The organism is Cryobacterium luteum (assembly GCF_900110125.1).
Lineage (GTDB): Bacteria > Actinomycetota > Actinomycetes > Actinomycetales > Microbacteriaceae > Cryobacterium > Cryobacterium luteum.
This window is the reverse complement of sequence record NZ_FOCN01000023.1, coordinates 18,678-36,993: the sequence shown is the minus strand read 5'-3', so window position 1 is coordinate 36,993 and position 18,316 is coordinate 18,678. Positions and strand designations below refer to the sequence as shown.

Annotated in this window: 19 protein-coding genes and 1 pseudogene; 1 reads left to right on the top strand and 19 read right to left on the bottom strand. The window is 60.5% G+C overall.

The features are described 5' to 3' along the window. The 12 genes and pseudogenes from BMW72_RS16025 to BMW72_RS15975 form a co-directional block, all read right to left on the bottom strand. Window positions 1-548, bottom strand: a 548-nt coding sequence (locus BMW72_RS16025; RefSeq protein WP_425266250.1) for a transposase, incomplete at its 3' end; no start/stop codon positions are given. A 396-nt stretch (window positions 549-944) separates the two neighbouring features. Continuing rightward, a complete protein-coding gene (locus BMW72_RS16020; protein WP_134450478.1) occupies window positions 945-1,124 on the bottom strand; it encodes a helix-turn-helix domain-containing protein in 180 nt (59 codons plus the stop codon). Between the two features lie 186 nt (window positions 1,125-1,310). Then, complete coding sequence (locus tag BMW72_RS16015) at window positions 1,311-1,622, bottom strand: metal-sensitive transcriptional regulator (RefSeq protein WP_092112347.1); 312 nt, start codon at window positions 1,620-1,622, stop codon at window positions 1,311-1,313. 268 nt (window positions 1,623-1,890) lie between these two features. Then, a complete protein-coding gene (locus tag BMW72_RS16010; RefSeq protein ID WP_166787837.1) occupies window positions 1,891-3,351 on the bottom strand; it encodes an MFS transporter in 1,461 nt (486 codons plus the stop codon). 313 nt (window positions 3,352-3,664) lie between these two features. Beyond that, window positions 3,665-3,730: pseudogene (locus BMW72_RS19355) on the bottom strand (ferredoxin); the annotation flags it as partial. Then, complete coding sequence (locus tag BMW72_RS16005; protein WP_092112343.1) at window positions 3,727-4,992, bottom strand: MFS transporter; 1,266 nt, start codon at window positions 4,990-4,992, stop codon at window positions 3,727-3,729. The pseudogene BMW72_RS19355 and the gene BMW72_RS16005, both read right to left, overlap by 4 nt. Continuing rightward, window positions 4,993-6,147, bottom strand: a complete 1,155-nt coding sequence (locus tag BMW72_RS16000) for an FAD-dependent oxidoreductase (protein WP_092112341.1) — start codon at window positions 6,145-6,147, stop codon at window positions 4,993-4,995. It lies immediately after the preceding gene. 60 nt (window positions 6,148-6,207) lie between these two features. Then, the gene (locus BMW72_RS15995; RefSeq protein WP_338419476.1) at window positions 6,208-6,462 is read right to left on the bottom strand and encodes a metal-sensitive transcriptional regulator; all 255 of its coding nucleotides are present in this window, start codon (window positions 6,460-6,462) and stop codon (window positions 6,208-6,210) included. 157 nt (window positions 6,463-6,619) lie between these two features. After that, window positions 6,620-6,895 (bottom strand): hypothetical protein, encoded by a 276-nt coding sequence (locus BMW72_RS15990; protein WP_092112336.1) that lies wholly within the window; start codon window positions 6,893-6,895, stop codon window positions 6,620-6,622. Between the two features lie 50 nt (window positions 6,896-6,945). Then, window positions 6,946-9,216, bottom strand: a complete 2,271-nt coding sequence (locus BMW72_RS15985; RefSeq protein WP_092112334.1) for a heavy metal translocating P-type ATPase — start codon at window positions 9,214-9,216, stop codon at window positions 6,946-6,948. A 70-nt stretch (window positions 9,217-9,286) separates the two neighbouring features. After that, window positions 9,287-10,252: a heavy metal-binding domain-containing protein gene (locus tag BMW72_RS15980; protein ID WP_092112332.1), complete on the bottom strand. Its 966-nt coding sequence runs from the start codon at window positions 10,250-10,252 to the stop codon at window positions 9,287-9,289. Beyond that, window positions 10,249-10,461 carry a heavy-metal-associated domain-containing protein gene (locus tag BMW72_RS15975; protein ID WP_092112330.1) on the bottom strand — a complete coding sequence of 71 codons (213 nt, stop codon included), beginning with the start codon at window positions 10,459-10,461 and terminating at the stop codon, window positions 10,249-10,251. Before BMW72_RS15975 ends, BMW72_RS15980 begins: the two co-directional genes overlap by 4 nt. A gap of 332 nt (window positions 10,462-10,793) precedes the next feature. Here BMW72_RS15975 and BMW72_RS15970 point away from each other — a divergent pair, with 332 nt between their 5' ends. After that, window positions 10,794-11,294: a hypothetical protein gene (locus tag BMW72_RS15970; protein ID WP_092112329.1), complete on the top strand. Its 501-nt coding sequence runs from the start codon at window positions 10,794-10,796 to the stop codon at window positions 11,292-11,294. Between the two features lie 482 nt (window positions 11,295-11,776). On the opposite strand, the gene BMW72_RS18485 is transcribed toward BMW72_RS15970, so the two are convergent. The 7 genes from BMW72_RS18485 to BMW72_RS15935 form a co-directional block, all read right to left on the bottom strand. Continuing rightward, on the bottom strand, window positions 11,777-12,385 hold the full coding sequence (locus BMW72_RS18485; RefSeq protein ID WP_134450477.1) for a ferredoxin reductase domain-containing protein: 609 nt from the start codon (window positions 12,383-12,385) through the stop codon (window positions 11,777-11,779). Between the two features lie 294 nt (window positions 12,386-12,679). Beyond that, on the bottom strand, window positions 12,680-13,873 hold the full coding sequence (locus BMW72_RS15960; RefSeq protein ID WP_092112325.1) for an MFS transporter: 1,194 nt from the start codon (window positions 13,871-13,873) through the stop codon (window positions 12,680-12,682). A gap of 172 nt (window positions 13,874-14,045) precedes the next feature. Beyond that, a complete protein-coding gene (locus tag BMW72_RS15955) occupies window positions 14,046-14,642 on the bottom strand; it encodes a TetR/AcrR family transcriptional regulator (RefSeq protein ID WP_092112323.1) in 597 nt (198 codons plus the stop codon). A 57-nt stretch (window positions 14,643-14,699) separates the two neighbouring features. Next, window positions 14,700-15,458 carry an SDR family oxidoreductase gene (locus BMW72_RS15950; RefSeq protein WP_092112322.1) on the bottom strand — a complete coding sequence of 253 codons (759 nt, stop codon included), beginning with the start codon at window positions 15,456-15,458 and terminating at the stop codon, window positions 14,700-14,702. Window positions 15,459-15,520: 62 nt separating this feature from the next. Further along, window positions 15,521-16,057 (bottom strand): cupin domain-containing protein, encoded by a 537-nt coding sequence (locus BMW72_RS15945; protein ID WP_092112320.1) that lies wholly within the window; start codon window positions 16,055-16,057, stop codon window positions 15,521-15,523. Then, on the bottom strand, window positions 16,054-17,043 hold the full coding sequence (locus BMW72_RS15940; RefSeq protein WP_092112318.1) for a methionyl-tRNA formyltransferase: 990 nt from the start codon (window positions 17,041-17,043) through the stop codon (window positions 16,054-16,056). Before BMW72_RS15940 ends, BMW72_RS15945 begins: the two co-directional genes overlap by 4 nt. 69 nt (window positions 17,044-17,112) lie before the next feature. After that, window positions 17,113-18,315, bottom strand: a complete 1,203-nt coding sequence (locus BMW72_RS15935) for an acyl-CoA dehydrogenase family protein (protein WP_092112316.1) — start codon at window positions 18,313-18,315, stop codon at window positions 17,113-17,115. Between the last annotated feature and the right edge of the window lies 1 nt (window position 18,316).

The window sequence follows — 18,316 nt, the reverse complement described above, 5'->3', positions numbered from 1 at the left end:
TCAATCGCGTCGGCGTCAGCCAGCAGAGCGGAGACCTCGTCAGCGAGGACCTTCTGTTTCTCCGTCAGGCGGGCGTAACTCATGGCCTTGCGCCGGGACGCGTTCGCGCGCACTTTGGTGCCGTCCAACGCGACCTGCCCTAATGACATCATTCCGGCAGCGCGGCAGAGCTCCAACGCCTGCAAGAACACGTTCCCCAAGCTGGAAAGGTGCCGTTTGCGGAACCGGGCGATGGAGCGAAAATCTGGCGCCTGCTGCGCGGCCAGCCAACGGAACGCGACCACATCCACGCAGACACGTTCCAACTCCCGTGACGACCGAACACCCACGCAATACCCGTAAAGCAGGACACGGACCATCAGCCGAGGGTCGTAAGGCGGCTGGCCCTTCGTCTTCGCGTAGGACGCGTAGAACTTCTTCAGATCCAGCTGGGTTTCGACGATGTCCGCGATGAAACGGGAGAGGTGATTCTGCGGCAGCCACTCATCCAACGACGGCGGTACCAACATCACCGCCGCCGGCTCGAACGCCCGGAATCGCTTGTTCACGCCCGCGCCAGCTTCGACCCCGTCATCCACGACCAAGTCAACGTGCTCAAGTTCCGTCGCGGGGAACAGGCCATCAGAATCGCTCATAAGCAATTTTCCCAGACCCCACGGCCAAGGACGGGAAATCCGACGGCGTTTTAAACTTTGCCGTTACTGACCCACGCTCCTAGCTCACCGAGCAGATCGCGCGAGGCTTCCACAGCGGTCGCAGGCGTGAGGCGGGGAAGGCGGAGCCTGGTGACTCTTATATATTTCAAACGGTCTAGGGCGAGGGGCGGGTATCGGGTTCGGTCGGAACGGCGTGCTGGGCCTGGAGGACGCCGTTGATCGCGAGGTCCGCTACATGCTCGTTGGCTAGGCAATAGACGACCCTCAACCCGTGGTCACGATCGGCGACTATGCCTGCCGCGCAAGCTGGCGAGCCACGATGCGAGGGGATCCGTCGACGATGTCGGCGAGATGATTCGCTGACATTTTCGTCTCCCGCAACGCGAGAATGATTTTCATCCGGACCGGATTGGCAAACTCAGCGTCGACGTCGACGGCGGGCAAAAGGTAGAGAATATCGTGCCTCACGGCACTATGAGTATCTGCGTGCATCCCTGCGCCAAACCCCTTGCCGGTACCGGGTGACTAACGGCGATGCCGTGAGCATATGCATATACGTGAGCGTATGCATATAGAGGAGGCGAGAGGAGCTGCGCCTGGGCTATCAGCGGGTGTGCTTGGCGTCTCTCGTACCGAAGTGAGGACAGGTGTTGATTAGGAGCGGACGAGTCGACGGATCGCGTCGCTGGCTTCCTTGATCTTTGTCGCAGCTTCGTCCTCACCGAGCTTCGCCGCGTCGAGGACGCAGTGCGAGAGGTGGTCATCGAGCAGGCCGAGTGCGACGACCTGCAGCGCACTGGTGAGGGCGCTGATCTGGGTGAGGATGTCTATGCAGTATTTCTCCTCGTTGATCATCTTGGAGATGCCGCGGGCTTGCCCCTCGATACGCCCCATTCGCTTGAGATATTGGTCCTTGTCACTAATGTAGCCGTGTGGTTGTGTGGATGGCTCGGATGAGGGTGACATCGTACGTTCCTTAGGTTCTCGCGGTTCAGGATGGGGCAGGGTGCGTGTGGCGAAGTTGAGATTACCCCCGGTCGGCAGTGGAGCGCGCCCCAACCGTTGATAGGCTACCGGCCCCGTCGGCCTGCCGGGTCTGATCGTGACCATTGGTCTGACACTGTCTAGTATTTCGGAGCAGTGCGCCTGGACTACGAGTCTTTCTGTCGATATCGAACAGGGCCGTCCCGCCTGACTGTGACGGGACGGCCCTGTGAGTTGCAGTGAACGCTGCTCAGTGGTGGTGATGGGCTTCGTGTCCGGTCGGGACGGGGCCATGATGCGCCGCCGTGTCGCCGTGGTCGTGCGCTACGCCTGCTGACCCAGCCTCGTGGTCATGGGCGTGGCCGAGAACGTGCGACGCGGCACTCGTGCGACGGTCGAGAAGCGCCCAGGTGACCACCGCGATGATCAGCCCGGTCGTGGTGATCAGCCCGCCGATCCAGTTCACCGATGCCAGGCCCAGTCCACCGTCGATGGCTGCGCCACCGAGAGTGATTCCGATGGCGCTGCCGAGGGTGAATGCCGAGATGTTCGCGGCGGACGCCACGTCCGGTGCGTGACCGGCGGCGTTCATGACCCGCAGTTGCAGGGGTGCGACGACGGAGAACGCGGTCACCCCGAAGACGAAGGTCATGATCACTGCGCTGATCGGGTTCTGGATAGCGAAGGTCATCGCGAAGAGCACGACCGCCAGGGCTGCGAGCGTGCCGAGCACTGTCGGCATGATTGCCTTGTCGGCGAGCTTACCGCCAAGAGCGTTTCCGACGAACAGGCCCACTCCGAACAGCAGCAGGAGCGGGGTGATCCATGCGGCGTCGAATCCGGTGACCTCAGTGTACTGAGGTGCGAGGTAGACGAAGCTAGTGAACACACCGCCGTAACCGAGCAGTGTGGTCAGCAGCGCTCCCCACACAGCAGGCCGGGTGAGGGCGGTGAGCTGCTCTCGCAGGGTGGGTCCATGGCCGCCACCACCGAGGTGCGCGAGGGCGTGGGCGTCAAGTCCCTCGAACTCGCTTCCGGGTGCTGGCACGGCGTGGTCGTGGTCCTCCGCAGCAGCCGGAATGTCGACGTGCTCGACGCGCCCATTTCCTCCTGCGGATTCGTGGGCGTGCGCATCGACCTCTTCATAAGAGTGGTGCTGCCCGCCGGACGAGAGCACCTCATGCTTCGTGGTTCGCGGCAGCGAGGTGAGCAGTCCGATCAGTGCGATCCCTCCGAAGACGACCAGGGTCCAGAAGGTGAACCGCCATCCGAACGCCTGACCGACTGCGGCGCCGAGCGGAGCGCCGAGCACCGTCGATGCCGTAAGCCCGGAGAAGACGATCGCTACCGCCCGCCCCTTCCGCTTCGCGTCGACAAGTTCCGCTGCGAAGACGGCCGCAATTCCGAGGAACGCACCATGGGCTGTGGCAGAGACCACCCGTCCGGCCATGATCATCTCGTAGCTGGGGCCCAGCGCCGACAGAGTGTTGCCGAGGAGGAACACTGCGGTCGTCAGCAGCAACATGGACCGCCGTCCGAACCTGGTACCGATCGCTGTAAACACGGGTGCACCAATCGCCACGCCGAGCGCGTAAACGCTCTCCAGCGCGCCGACCTGCCCGTACGTGACATTGAGGTCTTCGGAAATCTCTCTAACGACTCCGGCGACGATGAACTCATCGGCTCCCATCGCGAATGCACCAATGACCATTGCCCAAATCGCTAATGGCAACTTTTTCATTTCTGCAACTCCGTCCCGTTGCGGTTCGTGGTGCTCGGGTCGACCTGTATCGGCTCGTCACGCCATGCACGCTGCAACCAAGTACCCCCCTGGGGTATTCCCGATGCGACGCGATCTTCTTCTGCCGGGTCCTACCAAGTCGCTGGGCGCAGCGCTAGCAACCTGCGCCAGCAGCTCACTGGAGAATTCGTCCGAATGATTCGAAGGAATGCCACTCATGGAGCGCCCCGAAGTCGAAGGCGCTATCGCGCCAAGTCATATGCCCCTGTGATCGACCGACTTACGGGCACTCGTCGATACAGGCGCGATCCTTGACGTCCACGCGGGGAAGGGCAATCACATACGTCATCGAATAACTCCGTTGGTTCTCGCGGGTACCGCCCGGAGGTTCTCGTGCGGTACTGGGTCGTGGGGATCCGTGCGCGAACGGCCTCGGATGCGGACGCGCTTCACGGTCGCGACAAGGCAGAGCACCACGATCACGACGCCGAAGGCGATCATCGCTCCCTGGAGGGTGATAATGGGAACGAGCAGACCTGCGACGATGGTGGGCACACCGAAGGCGAGATACGAGACCGTGTAGATGACCGCCATGACTGCCGCGCGCTCGGACGGATCGACACGCGGCATCAGTGTCTTCAGAACCCCCATAAACGCTGTCCCGAAGCCGGTTCCGACGACCGCCACGGTGATCAGGTAAGCGCGGAGTGAGTGCAGCGCCAGGGCTCCCAGGCTGAGGGCGGTGCCGATGCCGAGAGCGGTCGTTCCGTACACGCTGACGACGCGGGCCGAACGGCGGTGAAGGAGGACTGATGCGATAATGCCCGAAACCGCGAAGATCGGAATGGCGATGCTCTGCCCCGCGTGGGTCGTCGCACCGAACTGGCTCTTGACAACGGAAGATCCGAGGGCGAGGAACAAACCGTTGGTTGCCCATCCGGCGATGATGGCCGGGACGGCCACCATGAGCGCACGACGCAGGTACGCGGGAACCGCCAGCCTCAACGTGGTGCCCGTGACGCGCAGGCGAGCCGAGCGCGCCGTTTCTGGAGTCGCCCATACCAGTGCGGCGATCAGAAGAAACACGATAGCGAGCGAGCCGAACACGGCGCCGGCGGGGTTGACTGTGAGATCGAGAACGATCGCTGCCGTGATCGCGCCGATTCCGAGCCCGGTCATGGCCGCGATGGTGTTCCACAGCGAGGCTGCCTCCGCGTGCTTGGGAGGCGCGAAGTCGACCACCATTGCTGACAAGGCGGGGAGTAGTAGGCCGGCAGCGATCCCCTGGAGCGCCCTGGCCACGAGCAACATGGTCAGGCCGCCGGATTGCCAAAACATCACGAGGCTCACGGCCAGCAGCACGGACCCGACCGTGATAATGGGGCGTCGGCCGACGACGTCGGATAGTGCTCCTGTGAGCAGCAGGGCCGCGAGCATTGTGAATGCGTAGACGGCGAAGATTAGCGTGGTCGCGACCGGCAGCAATGCCAGTTGTTCGGCGAACTGCGGGTAGAACGGAGAGGGTGCGCTGGCGGCAACCATCAGCAGCATCGTCGCTATGATGGCGAAGCTGAAGCTTCGGCGGCGGTCCGGGATGGGTATCTCTGACATTTAGGGATAGACCTCATGGAGCCGCTGGCCCCATTGGTAGACCGCGCCCACGGCGTCGATGCCGCTTGCACCGACTACGGCGCCTCCGTGCTCGTGCAGAACGATGAATTCCTCGGCGCTCTCGATGGGTGTGTCCTCCGGGTGTCCGGTGTAGCCAACTCCGGCAATCATCCGGCCGTAGATCATGGCCATGTGGGCGCTGCGGGGCCGGTACGGGCCGGGGTCCTCGCCTCGGCCGAGGACGTACAGCAGCATCTGAGCGGCGTGTGTTCCCTGTGCGGCCCCGTCGTCCCAGTGGTCGATGCGCCAGGTTCCGAGGTGGTTGTCGTGATGCACTGTCACGCCTCCCGCCGCGTATACGCTTTCGAAGTCGTGCGCGCGGAGTCGATCATCGACGTCGACGCTGTCGTGCCACGGTGCGGGGGCGATGGGCGTCGTGCCGAGGGCGATGATGACGAGGTCGGCTGAGAGGTCGGTTCCGTCATCGAGGGTGACGGTTGTCGCATCAATTTCAGGATGGATCCGGCTGATGGTGCGGCCGAAGTATGTGGTCACTCGGGACTGGTGATCGGCGGCAACGCGCGCGGCAACGGACCTCCCGAATGTAGCAATACCAGGCAGCGTGCTGCGGGCGATGAGGCTGACCTGGTGACCTTGTTCCTGCAGCGCCGACGCCGTCTCGGACGCGATCAGTCCAGCGCCATAGATCGCAATGCGCGCGGGCTTGCCGCACGCGAGGACCGCGTCCCTGATTCGCACGGCATCATCGAGCGAGTGCAGGGCGATGAGGGTTCCCTCTTGCGCGGCTTGTTCCGCGCCCGGAAGGTTGGCGTCGAGGCGGCGCGCTCGACTTCCGGTCGCGACGATGAGCGAGTCGTACATGATCGCCCTACCCGAGGCCAGGCGCACCTCTCGCGTTTCGGCGTCGACTTGTTCGGCCGTGTCCGCAATGAAATCGGCCCGCGGCATGGGCAGCCCGACGAAATCAGGCGTGATCCTGCCGAAGGCCACGTCTTTGATGAGCATGCGCGTGTATGGGGTCTCGTCGGTCTGACCGACGAGAGTGATCGTAATATTGTCCTGTTTGGCGAGGGCGCGAGCGGCGGCCGTGCCTGCCGCTCCGGCGCCGAGTATCACAGCATGGTGTGCGGTCATGTGTTGCGTCCTCCGGTTTCGGGTGAGTACGGTTGCGGCGTGCTGATTGCTGCTCCTGGGTTAGGAGCGCACCAGTCGGGCGATTGCGTCGGACCCTTCGGCCATCGTGAGCTCACTGACCTGTTGCCCAGCGGCAGCGGCGTCGAGGACGCAATGGCGAAGACGGTCGTCCAACCGGCCGAGCGCAACGCTGTCGACGGCCTTGGTGATGGCAGAGATCTGCGTGAGGATATTAATGCAGTAACGCTCTTCGTCGATCATCCCGTCGAAGCCACGGACCTGACCTTCGAAGCGCCTGAGCCGGTTGCGGTTCAAATTCTTATCGGCGATGTAGCCGTGGTTCGCCGCGTCATGCCGACTGGTTGGGCATGGAGACACTTGTGCCTCGGCGGTTGGGCAGTGTCCTCGGTTCCGTTCCGGTCAGCGAGGTTCACGGCGCGCGAGAGTGGGCCGTGAACCCCGCGTCCGTGTGTTATGCCATGTTGGCGGCGTATTTGGTGGGGTCTGAGTCGAAGGCTGGCCCGCATCCGCCGCAGCAGAAGTAGTACCGCTCGCTTTCGTGGTCGCGGTAGAGACCGACTGCTTCTGCGGCCTTCTTGCTGACGGGGTTGCCGACCATGACCGGGCAGGTGGTCATATCGTCGCTCGTGCTGCCGCCCATTAGGTTCTCGCGGCCGTTTCCTGCCGCGGCGGGGTTGGGTGCGGTGGTGCTGCAACAGCTGGAGGTTACCTCGAGGTCGTTCGTCATGCTGGGTGATTCCTTTCGCATTTTCTGTTGGTGGTGTGGGGTTGGTTGCGTTAGTGCTTAGCGACGCTTTTGAACCCGCGCAGGCGCAGGCTGTTGCCGACGACGAAGACGCTGGATAGCGCCATTGCCGCCCCGGCAAGCATGGGGTTGAGCATTCCGAGCGCCGCGACGGGGATCGCCGCGACGTTGTAGGCGAACGCCCAGAACAGGTTGGTCTTGATCGTTCCGAGCGTCTTGCGGGACAGGCGGATCGCGTCGACCGCGCTGCGCAGGTCGCCGCGCACCAAGGTGATGTCGGATGCTTCGATCGCGACGTCGGCGCCGGTGCCCATGGCAAGTCCGAGGTCGGCCTGGGCCAGGGCGGGGGCATCGTTGACGCCGTCGCCGATCATCGCGACGATCCTCCCTTCCTTCTGAAGTCGGATGACCACGTCGACCTTGTCTTTCGGGAGCACTTCGGCGATGACCTCCTCGATGCCCACCTCTGCGGCGATCTGCCGGGCGACGGCTTCGTTATCTCCTGTGAGGAGGATCGGAGTCAACCCGATCGCCTTAAACTGTGCGATCGCCTCGGCGCTGGTCGCCTTGACCGTGTCGGCCACGACGAGAAGGCCGCGCGCCTGCCCGTCCCAGCCCACCGCGACCACGGTTTTACCTTCACCCTCAGCGCGCGCCTTGGCGGAAGTCAGTTCACGGCTCAGTTTCTGAGACCACTCGGCGAGCAGCGAATCACGGCCAACCAGTACGGCGTGGCCATCGATAATGCCCTGCACGCCCTTGCCTTCGATGTTTGCGAAGCTTTCAGGGGTCAGCAGCGCGCCGACTTCCTGCGTTGCACCCTTGGCAATCGCCTGCGCGATCGGGTGCTCCGAGGCATCCTCTAACGCACCGGCCAGCCGCAGCAGTTTGGTACGATCGGTGCCGGCTTCGACAACCACGTCGACCAGGGTCATCTTGCCGGTGGTGACCGTACCGGTCTTGTCGAGCACGACGGTGTCGATCTTGCGGGTGGATTCCAGTACTTCCGGACCTTTGATGAGTACACCCATCTGCGCGCCACGGCCAGTGCCGACCAGCAGTGCCGTCGGCGTTGCCAGGCCCAACGCGCAGGGGCACGCGATCACGAGTACGGCAACTGCGGCGGTGAACGCCGCGGTCACGGGGAATCCCGCGCCGAGCCAGCCGCCGAGTGCGACGAACGCGATTACGATCACGATCGGCACGAACACGCCCGAGATCCTGTCGGCGAGGCGCTGCACCTCGGCCTTTCCGGTCTGAGCGTCCTCGACGAGCTGGGCCATCTGCGCCAGCTGCGTGTCCGAGCCGATCCGGGTCGCACGGACCACGAGTCGACCGCCGACGTTCGTCGTGGCGCCGGTGACGGTGTCGCCCTCGGAGACCTCGACCGGGACCGCTTCACCGGTAAGCATGGATGCGTCCACTGCTGACGTGCCGGAGACCACGACACCGTCGGTGGCGATTTTCTCCCCCGGACGCACGAGGAACTCGTCACCAACTTGCAGATCCTCAACAGTGATTTTCGTCTCGACCCCACCGCGTAGTACCGCAACTTCTTTCGCGCCAAGCTCGAGCAGTGCACGCAAGGCAGCACCGGCCTGCTTCTTCGACCGCTTCTCGAAGTACCGACCGGCGAGGATGAACATCGTCACACCAGCGCCCACCTCGAGGTAGATGTTCGCCGCACCATCGGAGGGTGCCAACGCGAACTCGAACGGGTGTGTCATGCCCGGGGTGCCGGCGGTGCCGAAGAACAGCGCATACAGCGACCAGAGGAACGCGGCGGAAGTGCCAATGGAGATGAGAGTGTCCATCGTCGCGGCGCCGTGCTTGAGGTTTGTCCACGCGGCCTTGTGGAATGGCCACGCCGCCCAGAGGATCACGGGAGCAGCCAGCGCGAGCGAGGCCCACTGCCAGTAGGTGAACTGCAACGCGGGGATCATCGCCATCGCGATCACGGGCACGGTCAGTACGATCGCGCCGATCAGCCGATTGCGCAGCGACAGCAGTTCCGGGTCCGCGTCGTCAGCGTCACCGGCGGCTGCACCGTCCTTCTTCTGGCCCTTGGGAGCGGGCATCACGGCCGAGTACCCCGTCTTCTCGACCTCGGCGATCAACAGCGCCGGGTCATACCCGTCCGGGACAGTGACCTTCGCCTTCTCAGTCGCGTAGTTCACGGTCGCAATGACACCGTCGAGTTTGTTCAACTTCTTCTCGATCCGCATCGCACAGGAGGCGCAGGTCATCCCGCCGATCTCCAGCTCGACGCCTGTCCCCATACTCGGGAGCGCTGATGTACTCATGTACTATTCCTTCTCTTAGCTGTGGCTGAGTGCTGCAGCCATCAGCTGCAGCAGAAGCGAGACTCGACGATCAGTGCCCGTTCTCGTGTGATTCGCCCTCGGAGTCTGGCGCGCCATCGCCGTGGGTGGCATCGAGCACGAACTCGGCGGTATGCACCTGGCCGTTGACCTGGAAATCCAGGTACAGCATGTAGCGGCCCGCGGTCGGGGCCTCGGCTGCGAACGCGATCTCCGGACCGGATATCTCACCGGCTCTGGGTTCTTCGCCCTCGGCGTGCACGTGCAGATACGCGAGGTCGCCGTCACGCAACGCAACGAGGTGACCGAACGCACCCAGATACGGTTCCAGGGCGGTAACCGGCTCACCATCACGCGTGATGGTGAGCATGAGTTCGCTCGCTGAACCCGCTACGAGGTCGCCATCGAGGGAAACCGTGAAGCCGCCGACCTGATCAACCTGTGTCGGTTGGGGTGCCACGGGAGCGAACTCCCCTGCCACCTGAACAGTGCGTGTGAGCGTCAGACCGGATGCATCTGCACCTGCCGGCGTGAAGTCTGCAAACACTCGATAGCTCCCGGCTGCAGCCCATTCCCACGGCAACGACCATGTGCCCGTGGATACATCCAGCACCGGGTGAACGTGACGGAACTGACTGCCATCGGACCGCGCCACGATCAGATGCAGGTCCTTATCGTGTGCGGTCGTATATTCCGTAACCGGTGTGCCCGACGCATCCTGGATCTGGAAGCTTAACTCGCCGGGTTCGCTGATCCCCGCAGGAGCCTCAACGGGCGACAGCACATATCCGTTGAGGCCAAGCGCGAGGCCCTTCAAATTGTCCGCAGTAGCGCTCGTCGAACCATTGACGCTGGTTGCGCCGGAATCGTGGCCGTTATCGTGATTGTTCATTTCAGTGCCTTTCGTCCAATTGCTTACAACGCTCGTGGGGATAACGGCGTCAGCGAGGCTGAATGCACCGCCGAACGCCACCACCAACCCGAGCCCATACAGAGCAAGCCGTGCGCCCGCGTTCATACCGTCCGCACCGCCGAGTAGCCTGCCTCCGCCACGGCCGCCAGAATCTGCCCATCCTCGACCGAGTCGGAGCTCGTGACAACGAGCTTGCCCGTCTGCGCACTCACTTGGATGTCCTCGACTCCGGCGATCTCGGCGACCTCTTCACGAATCGACATCTCGCAGTGCCCGCAGGTCATGCCCGTCACCTGGTATTCGTTCGTGGCCATCGCGTATCCTCTTCCCGTTTGCTGGTACCCGTACCGGGTATGTGTGACCCAACACTATACCCCGATGGGGTATTCCGCAATTGGGGTGCTGGGACACTGACTACCGTTATTCGATACCAGAAGGCACTCGTCCGTGCTGCGAACTTCAGACGGCGGAGCCCTCCTCGCCGTCTCGTCTCGCGCGACGCCACGAATCTGACGCCGCGAATTAGCCGGTCCCCGCCAAAACGCGGCTCATCATGAATCAACCTGCCTCAAGCGTCTCTCCTGGGCAGTCGCGAGCACCCGGCGCTCCGCGTGTGGTGACACGAGTCACGGGCAGCACCCTATTCATGTCGCAGCCCCTCGTCGTGCGCCGGGCGACTTTCATGAACGTCACCGATCCACTGGCATACGAAGGACTCAAACTCGTACACCTCGTGCGCGGTTCTTCTACGATCGCCCATAAGGCTGGCCAGTTCGAGATGTTGCCCGGTTCGCTAGCGCTCCTGCCGGCGGACGATTGGTACATCGGAACACCACACCGCACGATGGAGACCGTCACCCTATATCTCGACACTGACTACAATCAAGACCAGAATCGCTGGCTGCCCGCCGCAGCGCTATTTCTTCATCCAGCCACCGACCTCTCCAGCCGAGCTCTTCAACGTCCACATCCGCTGCATCAACCAAAGATCACACGCTTCCTGCGCGCGATGGCGGACGCATCGACGTCATCCACCATTGCTGCACTGATTCAGCTAATGCAGCTCGGGACACTGCATACATTGCCCGAGCACATGTCGGTAGGCTCTGCTCGGCTCAGTAGATATTTATGTCGTGCGCCGGGATAACATCAATGGTGCGTGGGCGAAATCGAAGCGAAGCCGGTCAGTGGCGTTGGATTCTTTAGTGGTGAAGGCGGTCGATGCTTACGTTTTCGAGCGTTTGGATGTCCCTCGGGCGCAGGAGAGCGAATTCCTGCTGGTGAACCTTTTTCGGGAACCGATCGGTGCCCACCCACCCCAATCGCCCGACCCGGCGATGGCGCTCACCCGCACCACAGGTGGAGCCCACAGAAGCCAATATTCAATTAGTCGGTGGCGCTGTTGATCTCTCATTTTTAGTAGACCCCCTACGAAGAGGGCACACTGTCCGGGACAGTCTGGGTAACTCAGACGTCGCCACCGCATATAGCATCGGCCGGAAAGCGCCCCGCTTGTCCTGGCCGCCGACAATCAGGCTTGGATCGCGGCAGCGGCCCCGGTTCATATTCCGCGGCGGAATCCAAATGAATCGAGTCGAATAGGTATCAGCGAATACTCGGCTCTACTGGTTACTCCAACAAGTTCTCGTCAAGAACCGCCGCAATCCCCCATTTTTGTTCTTCGTGTTGGCGGCTAATTCCCAACTCACCGCATGCTGACCAAATAAAGTCGCAGAATCCATCTGGGCCACAAACAATCACCGCTGAATACCGATGTCTACGGATCATCTGTTCGATATCAACGGCAATCGGGCGCCCCTGCACCGTGGAGTTCCATAAATAGAAACTTCGGGGCCCCCGGGCAGCCGACCGCTGATAGGCGTGGTGAATCGCCGTCGTAGGAATTGCAGCGCAGTCCTCCTGCTTTCCGAAGAAAACAATATCTGCGTCAACCGTCAGACTATGCTCCGCGACTCCACCAATCATCGATATTCCTAAACCAGCAACGAGACACAGAACCGAACCACTCAGGTTTCTAAAACGATCGATAATTGATGGGAATGGTTGGGATATCCATGCAGCGTCACCGACTTCCGATCGAAGAGCCAAAGCATCCGCAACCCCTCCGCGCCGGTTGACACGCGTCAGAATACTGATTTCACCGCCAGGACGTGAGCTGAGAACAGTGAAATAGGACGAGCGCTCCTCGTGTCCATGCTCGGAAATGCGTATTCTCATGGTTTCACCGGCACGGATTTCATTTCCCCTGGTTGTACGGAGGCGGAGAAGAAAGCATGTCGGGCCGAGCCTAGTGCGCTGAACTAGGTGTGCCCGGTTTTCCTGACTGTTTTGCACGGTAGTTCTCCCACGTTCAAGGTCATTGGTGCAGGTGCCTAGCCGCAGTTTGCTGGCTGATAATCCCGAACTGTGAAGGATCGAGAATCCCTAATTCATGCCGAGCGATCGCGCCTTGTCCTGACAGGAGTCAGGCACGCTGGATACGTGCCCAGAGAGAATGCGGATTGTTACTAGCTAGTTTTCGGCGGCAGCTAGTTCAGGAGTTCCGGATTCGGCCGCCGTCTCCCGACAGGTGCGAGATCTGCCTAGGACTGCCGGGACCATCGCAATGATTGCAAGAACCGCGAGGCCAGCGCCAACCCAGAGCGGGGCCCTGAGCCCAGAAGCACTGATCCCCAAGCCACCAAGCCAAGAACCGACAACAACACCCAAGGTGATGAACGAAGAATGCGCGGTGTTGACGAGGGCGCCCGTATTGCCGGCCAGCTGGACACGCGTGATCATGGCCGGGTTCAAGGTAATGCCCACCAGCCCAATACCAATCATCCCGATAATCGCCGGTAGCGGAACCTGGGCGAAGAGCGCAAAGCCGATCAGGAACACGATGTTGAGCAGCAGGCCGATGACTATCACTGTGATCGTGTGCGACTGCGCGAGTCGACCAACAATAATATTGCCGACCACGGTCGCTGCGCCGTATCCAAGCAGTAAAAGCGGGACGACTGACTCGGAAAAACCGGTGACTTCCGTAAGAATTGGCGCAAAGTACGAAAAAGCGGCGAAGGTTGCCCCAATGATGAGCGTCGACGTTGCCATGATGAACCACAAACGAGGACTGCGGAATACCTGGATTTCTGCGCGCAGACCGCCTGCGTTCTTTGGCGCCAGATTGGGCAGCGCCAGCATTGTCGCGACAGCGATGATCACGGTCAGGACGGCGATCGCAAGGAATGCCGCTCGCCAACCTAACTGGCCGCCAATAAGCGTTGACAGCGGCAGTCCAAGTGCGGTGCCGAGCATAAGCCCCTGCAGCGCGAGGCTCGTTGCACGTCCGCGCACCTCGGGAGCGGTAATCTGGGCGACGGCGGACAGTGCGACGCCAAAGAAGGCTCCCGAAGCCGCTCCGGTGATGAGGCGACCGGCCAGAATCGTGCCGTAGGACGTCGACAACGCGGCTAGTCCATTTCCAATCAAGAAGACTATAAATAGCGTGACCAGTGCCCTTTTCGTGCTCATACGCATCACGGCAAGGGTGAGGGGCGGACCGCCGAGTGCCATCGCCAGGGCGAACGCAGTGACGAGATAGCCGATCTCTGGGATGCTCGCGCCAAGATCCCTCGACATCTGCGGCATTAGTCCGCTGACAAGTAGCTCGCTGCAAACCATCACGAAGATTCCGAGCGACATAAGGTAAACGGGTTTTGGCATTGGTTGTTCCTCCTAGGCGACTTGGGGTATTGAATAGTTCAGTTCAGAATGACGATGAGCGAGTCGGCAGTGATTGACGAGCATCGCAATACTTCCGCTTGCTAGGTGACCGGGTTGAAGCTTGAGATGAACTCTTCCGCGTCAGGTAACAAGTGCTGCAGTGAAGTGCAAACTAGTTGGCGAGAGCGTGGAGCGCGATCTCGGCAAGAGCGTCCAGAATTCTCTTGTTTGCGCCTGATTGTGCCGAGACTCGCATTCCCGAAATGACAGTCGTTATATACCAAGCGGTTTCGCGAGGATCCCGCTCTTTGTTGATCGACCCATCGGTTTGCCCAATCTGCACCGCGGCACTTAACGCTGCGATGCGCTTCTGCAGGTCGGCATCGATGAGGTGGGCAATCTCGGCATTGCGAGCAGCAATGGATGTGATGGTGTTGACAATAAAGCAACCGAAGCCATTGCCAGTGGCACGGCTGGCAATTTCATCCTCCGCAATGGCCGTCAAGAGTATTCGGAGACGCTCCAGGCCACTCTTCCCGGGAACCTCAAGAAACTTGTCTTGCCTAGCTGTCGTTGCTGCAATGTAATGCACCAATGACAGCCGGAAAAGTTGTTCCTTGGACAGAAAAGTATTGTAAAGACTACTTCTGTTTAGCCCCATAGCCTCGCAGAGATCCGCCGTGGAAGTACCGTCGAAGCCTTTGGCCCAAAACACTTGACATGCATCAGCCACCGCTTGGCGTTCATCGAACTGACGCGGTCTTCCCATTGGCCCACACTAGCATTCTGAACGAATCTATCCAAAACCCTAACGTAGATGGGCATTTTATGCGTTGCGGCCACCGTCGACTCCAAGCCGAGCCCCTGTCGTGAACGCTGCTCTCGGCGAAGCGAAGTACAACACCGCATCGGCGATCTCTTCTGGGCTCGCAAATCGCCCAAATGGCGACGTTGCTTTCTGCTCCGCGGAGTTTGGCCCGTCCTCAGGATTCATGGAAGTGTTTGTAGCGCCTGGAGCGACTTCATTTACAGTGATCCCGCGTGGCCCGAGGTCCCGGGCGAGGGCTTTAGTCATTCCGGTGATGGCGGCCTTGGACGTCGCATAGATCGTATAGCCAGCACCCGGTACCCGATCGCCGACGCAGGAGCCAATGTTGATGATCCGACCTCCCCTGCCCAGATGGCGTGCGGCAGCTGCTGCAGCAAACAAGGGACCACGCACATTTACGTCAATGATGCGGTTTGCGAGTTCCGGATCAAGCTCATCGATCATGGCCAATTCCGGGTCAAGAATTCCCGCGTTGTTGACCAAGATGTCCAGGCGTCCCAGAAGTTCGGCGGAACGATCGACCACGGCGGCTACCGCTGCTGGATCACCCGCGTCTCCTTGGATCGCTACGACTCGACGCCCTGTCGCCGTTCCAATGCTGCGCGCGGTTTCCTCGGCCGATACAGAATTGGAATGGTAGCCAAGGGCTACGTCGGCGCCTTCCTCAGCGAGTCTGAGGGCGATAGCAGCACCGATTCCTCGGCCTCCGCCCGTTACTAGCGCAGCTCGTCCATTCAGTTCGCCGTGATTGCTCATTGTTACCTCTTTCAAAGTCGTCTTTGGTGGTTCGCTCTCGCGTTGCCTATTCATCCTGAAGGTCACTCTGTGGTCGGCGCTTCGAACAGTTCAGGTCGGAATTGCACCTGCACCGAGCCGTATTTTTCACCGACGTCGTTGATTCGCCCGTCATCGGCCGGGTCTCTTGGTGGCGCCTGACGACCTTCGATGACAGGGGATCCTGCTTCAAAAAAGAATCCCTCGTAGTAGCCTGGCGTGAAGATCAGGAGTTGCTTAGCAGGCAGGGCGCCATTGTTGCGGAAAGCATGTACCGTACCTCTCGGTATGAATACGAAGTCTCCAGGCCCAGCCTCGTAGCGATTATCTTCTGCCATAATTTCGAGCACTCCATCAATGACATAAAAGGCTTCGTCTTCGACATCATGAGTGTGTGGTGGCGGACCCCCGCCTGGGGGCACGGATGCTTCAATTAGCGTCAATGCTCCCCGCGATTGTTCCCCGCCTACCTTCAACGTATAGACGTCCCCGTTGAGCCAGACGCGTCTTCCTTCACCACGCGGCAGATAAAACTCTTCAGGCTTGGTTTCGGTAGGTCGCTGATTCGGTGGCACGCTCATGCCAGACTCTTCGATCCGCTTGCAACGGATTCGTCGACGAAAAGGCGCTGCCCGTCGACAAGCAGTGCACTTTGGGCGGGAACTTCTACTTCCCCTATGCCTATGGTCGTGATGCGTAGCCATTCATCTGCACAACCGACATACACTCCATCCGCTGTGTCCCGAATCAGACCAGGAACAAGCTCACTTTGGGGACTACTCGTTCCTGACGGGGCGACCGACAGGATCGTTATCCGGCTTCCGTCCAAAGCCTCTGCAAATGCACCTGGGTGCCGGTAACCTGCTCGCACGTGGCGAGCAACAACTTTGGCCGGGTAGGCAAAGTCGAGCCGGTACTCTTTGGACCCCGGGCGGCCAAAGTAGGTGCGCTCGCCGAGGTTTTGCTCCCGACGTGTCAAAGAACGCTTTGCTAGGTTCGGAATCAAGTCGAGAAGCATGAGCACATTCGCGCGCTCTTGGAGAGTGCGCAGTTCGATTGCTGTCTCTCGACCGGTCAGTGGAGTCTTGTGCTGGGAAATAATCGCGCCGGTGTCGAGCCCTGCTGCCAACTCGATTGCGGAGACCGCCCCTTCAGTCTCGCCGTTGCGTACCATCCAATAAAAGGGTGCAAGACCTGCATAGAGTGGGAGTTGGCTCGGATGGAAATTGATCGATGTGACTTTTGGGACTTCAATTAGGCCTTTTTTGATGACCTGCTGGAAATTTGCGACGATCAGGTAATCAGGTTCCAGCCACTTGACTGCCGATACGGCTTCCGGGTCGTTCACGCTGGCAGGTCGAAGAACCTCCACGCCGTATTTCTTTGCCTGATCTTCTAGGTCCACTGTTTGCGTGTCCCCAATGAAATAGTCGCAAAGGGTCGCTGGTGGACTTGTAACAACTGCTGCTAGGTCAATCAATGGATGATGATGAAGCATGTCCAGAAACGGCGAGCCGAGTTTGGAGTTAACTTCAGAAAATAAAACGACCCGTGCGGTCCAAGCCACGACGTGCCTCCTTTCTTACTTAGCAGCACCATTCTTAATTCGTGGCGCTGCGGATGAACTTCTGGTGTTTTAGAAGAATGGCGACGCCGAGTCGCCACCGAGCAGGACCTTGCCGGATAGCCGCAAAATGGAGTCTTGTGCGACTGCGTGCTGGCACATGGTGTTCGCATCGCGCAACCAGCGATCGAGTGGGGAACGATCGCGGTAAACCGCTGCTCCCCCGACAAGGTCATAAAGACGCTGCACAATCGACCTCGCGGTGCGGAATGCGTTGTAGCGCGCGAGAGCAGTTTCGACGCGAGCATCGGCATCGCGTGGGGCGTCCACCTCAAGAGCTGCCCATTGACGCTCAAGAGTCGAGTACACGCTCGCCCGGGCCGCAGACAGTTCCATCTCCAGTTGAGCGATCGTCTGCTGCACGCGCGGATCTTCCGCCCATGCGATACCGGTTTCACGATCAACTCGATCGAGTGCAAGGCCTCGAACGTGGTCAAGCGCAGCCCTTGCCATACCGAGAGGAACACCGGCCATCTTCCGAAGAATCGCGTCGGGGGCATCATACAACGGCCCGGTACGGACAGGACGGTTGAAAGTAAAGCTACGCTCCTTGGGAATGAAAAGCTCATCGACGGAATAGTCAAAGGAACCAGAACCTGCGAGGCCCGTGGTGTGCCAGGTGTCAATGAGGTCGTAGGCCTCCGCTGGGGCGAGCATGACTCGCCATTCAGGTCCCCCTGAGAGTTCATCAGTGAATGGAGTGCCGTCTTCGTTGTACACCGTACAACCCGCAGAAATCACATTTGCATGGGTGATTCCAGAACCGAAACGCCAACGTCCGGAAATTCGATACCCACCCTCGACCCGAATCGCTTTTCCATGCGGATAGATCCATCCTGATTGAGCTGAGTCAATGGATTCGTAAATTTGACGTGCTACACCGTCATCGAGGAAGCCAGAGTAGATGCCCGAGTCCATGCCGATCATCGCGCACCAAGCGGCAGAAACGTCTCCGGCTGCGATGACTTCTACGAGGAGGGTCTGTTCGATCGAGTTCATTTCTGGCCCCCCCCATGTGGCAGGAGCTGCTGCCCTGAAGATGCCTGCAGCGCGCAGGCGGTCCACCACATCGTTGGGCAACTTCCTGTTTTGCTCAATACGGAAAGACTGCTCGCTCAGCCACGACTGAAGCGCTCTAGCCGCGTCGAGGATCTCTTCGCTGTTCGAGGGGATGCCGACGGACTCGGCATCTTTCGTGTGAAAGGTTGTGGTCATG

Coding starts and splice junctions, on each gene's coding strand:
- BMW72_RS16015 (WP_092112347.1), bottom strand. CDS start 1,622: ATGTCACCCTCATCCGAGCCATCCACACAACCACACGGCTACATTAGT.
- BMW72_RS16010 (WP_166787837.1), bottom strand. CDS start 3,351: ATGGTCATTGGTGCATTCGCGATGGGAGCCGATGAGTTCATCGTCGCC.
- BMW72_RS16005 (WP_092112343.1), bottom strand. CDS start 4,992: ATGTCAGAGATACCCATCCCGGACCGCCGCCGAAGCTTCAGCTTCGCC.
- BMW72_RS16000 (WP_092112341.1), bottom strand. CDS start 6,147: ATGACCGCACACCATGCTGTGATACTCGGCGCCGGAGCGGCAGGCACG.
- BMW72_RS15990 (WP_092112336.1), bottom strand. CDS start 6,895: ATGACGAACGACCTCGAGGTAACCTCCAGCTGTTGCAGCACCACCGCA.
- BMW72_RS15985 (WP_092112334.1), bottom strand. CDS start 9,216: ATGAGTACATCAGCGCTCCCGAGTATGGGGACAGGCGTCGAGCTGGAG.
- BMW72_RS15980 (WP_092112332.1), bottom strand. CDS start 10,252: ATGAACGCGGGCGCACGGCTTGCTCTGTATGGGCTCGGGTTGGTGGTG.
- BMW72_RS15975 (WP_092112330.1), bottom strand. CDS start 10,461: ATGGCCACGAACGAATACCAGGTGACGGGCATGACCTGCGGGCACTGC.
- BMW72_RS15970 (WP_092112329.1), top strand. CDS start 10,794: ATGTCGCAGCCCCTCGTCGTGCGCCGGGCGACTTTCATGAACGTCACC.
- BMW72_RS18485 (WP_134450477.1), bottom strand. CDS start 12,385: ATGAGAATACGCATTTCCGAGCATGGACACGAGGAGCGCTCGTCCTAT.
- BMW72_RS15960 (WP_092112325.1), bottom strand. CDS start 13,873: ATGCCAAAACCCGTTTACCTTATGTCGCTCGGAATCTTCGTGATGGTT.
- BMW72_RS15955 (WP_092112323.1), bottom strand. CDS start 14,642: ATGGGAAGACCGCGTCAGTTCGATGAACGCCAAGCGGTGGCTGATGCA.
- BMW72_RS15950 (WP_092112322.1), bottom strand. CDS start 15,458: ATGAGCAATCACGGCGAACTGAATGGACGAGCTGCGCTAGTAACGGGC.
- BMW72_RS15945 (WP_092112320.1), bottom strand. CDS start 16,057: ATGAGCGTGCCACCGAATCAGCGACCTACCGAAACCAAGCCTGAAGAG.
- BMW72_RS15935 (WP_092112316.1), bottom strand. CDS start 18,315: ATGACCACAACCTTTCACACGAAAGATGCCGAGTCCGTCGGCATCCCC.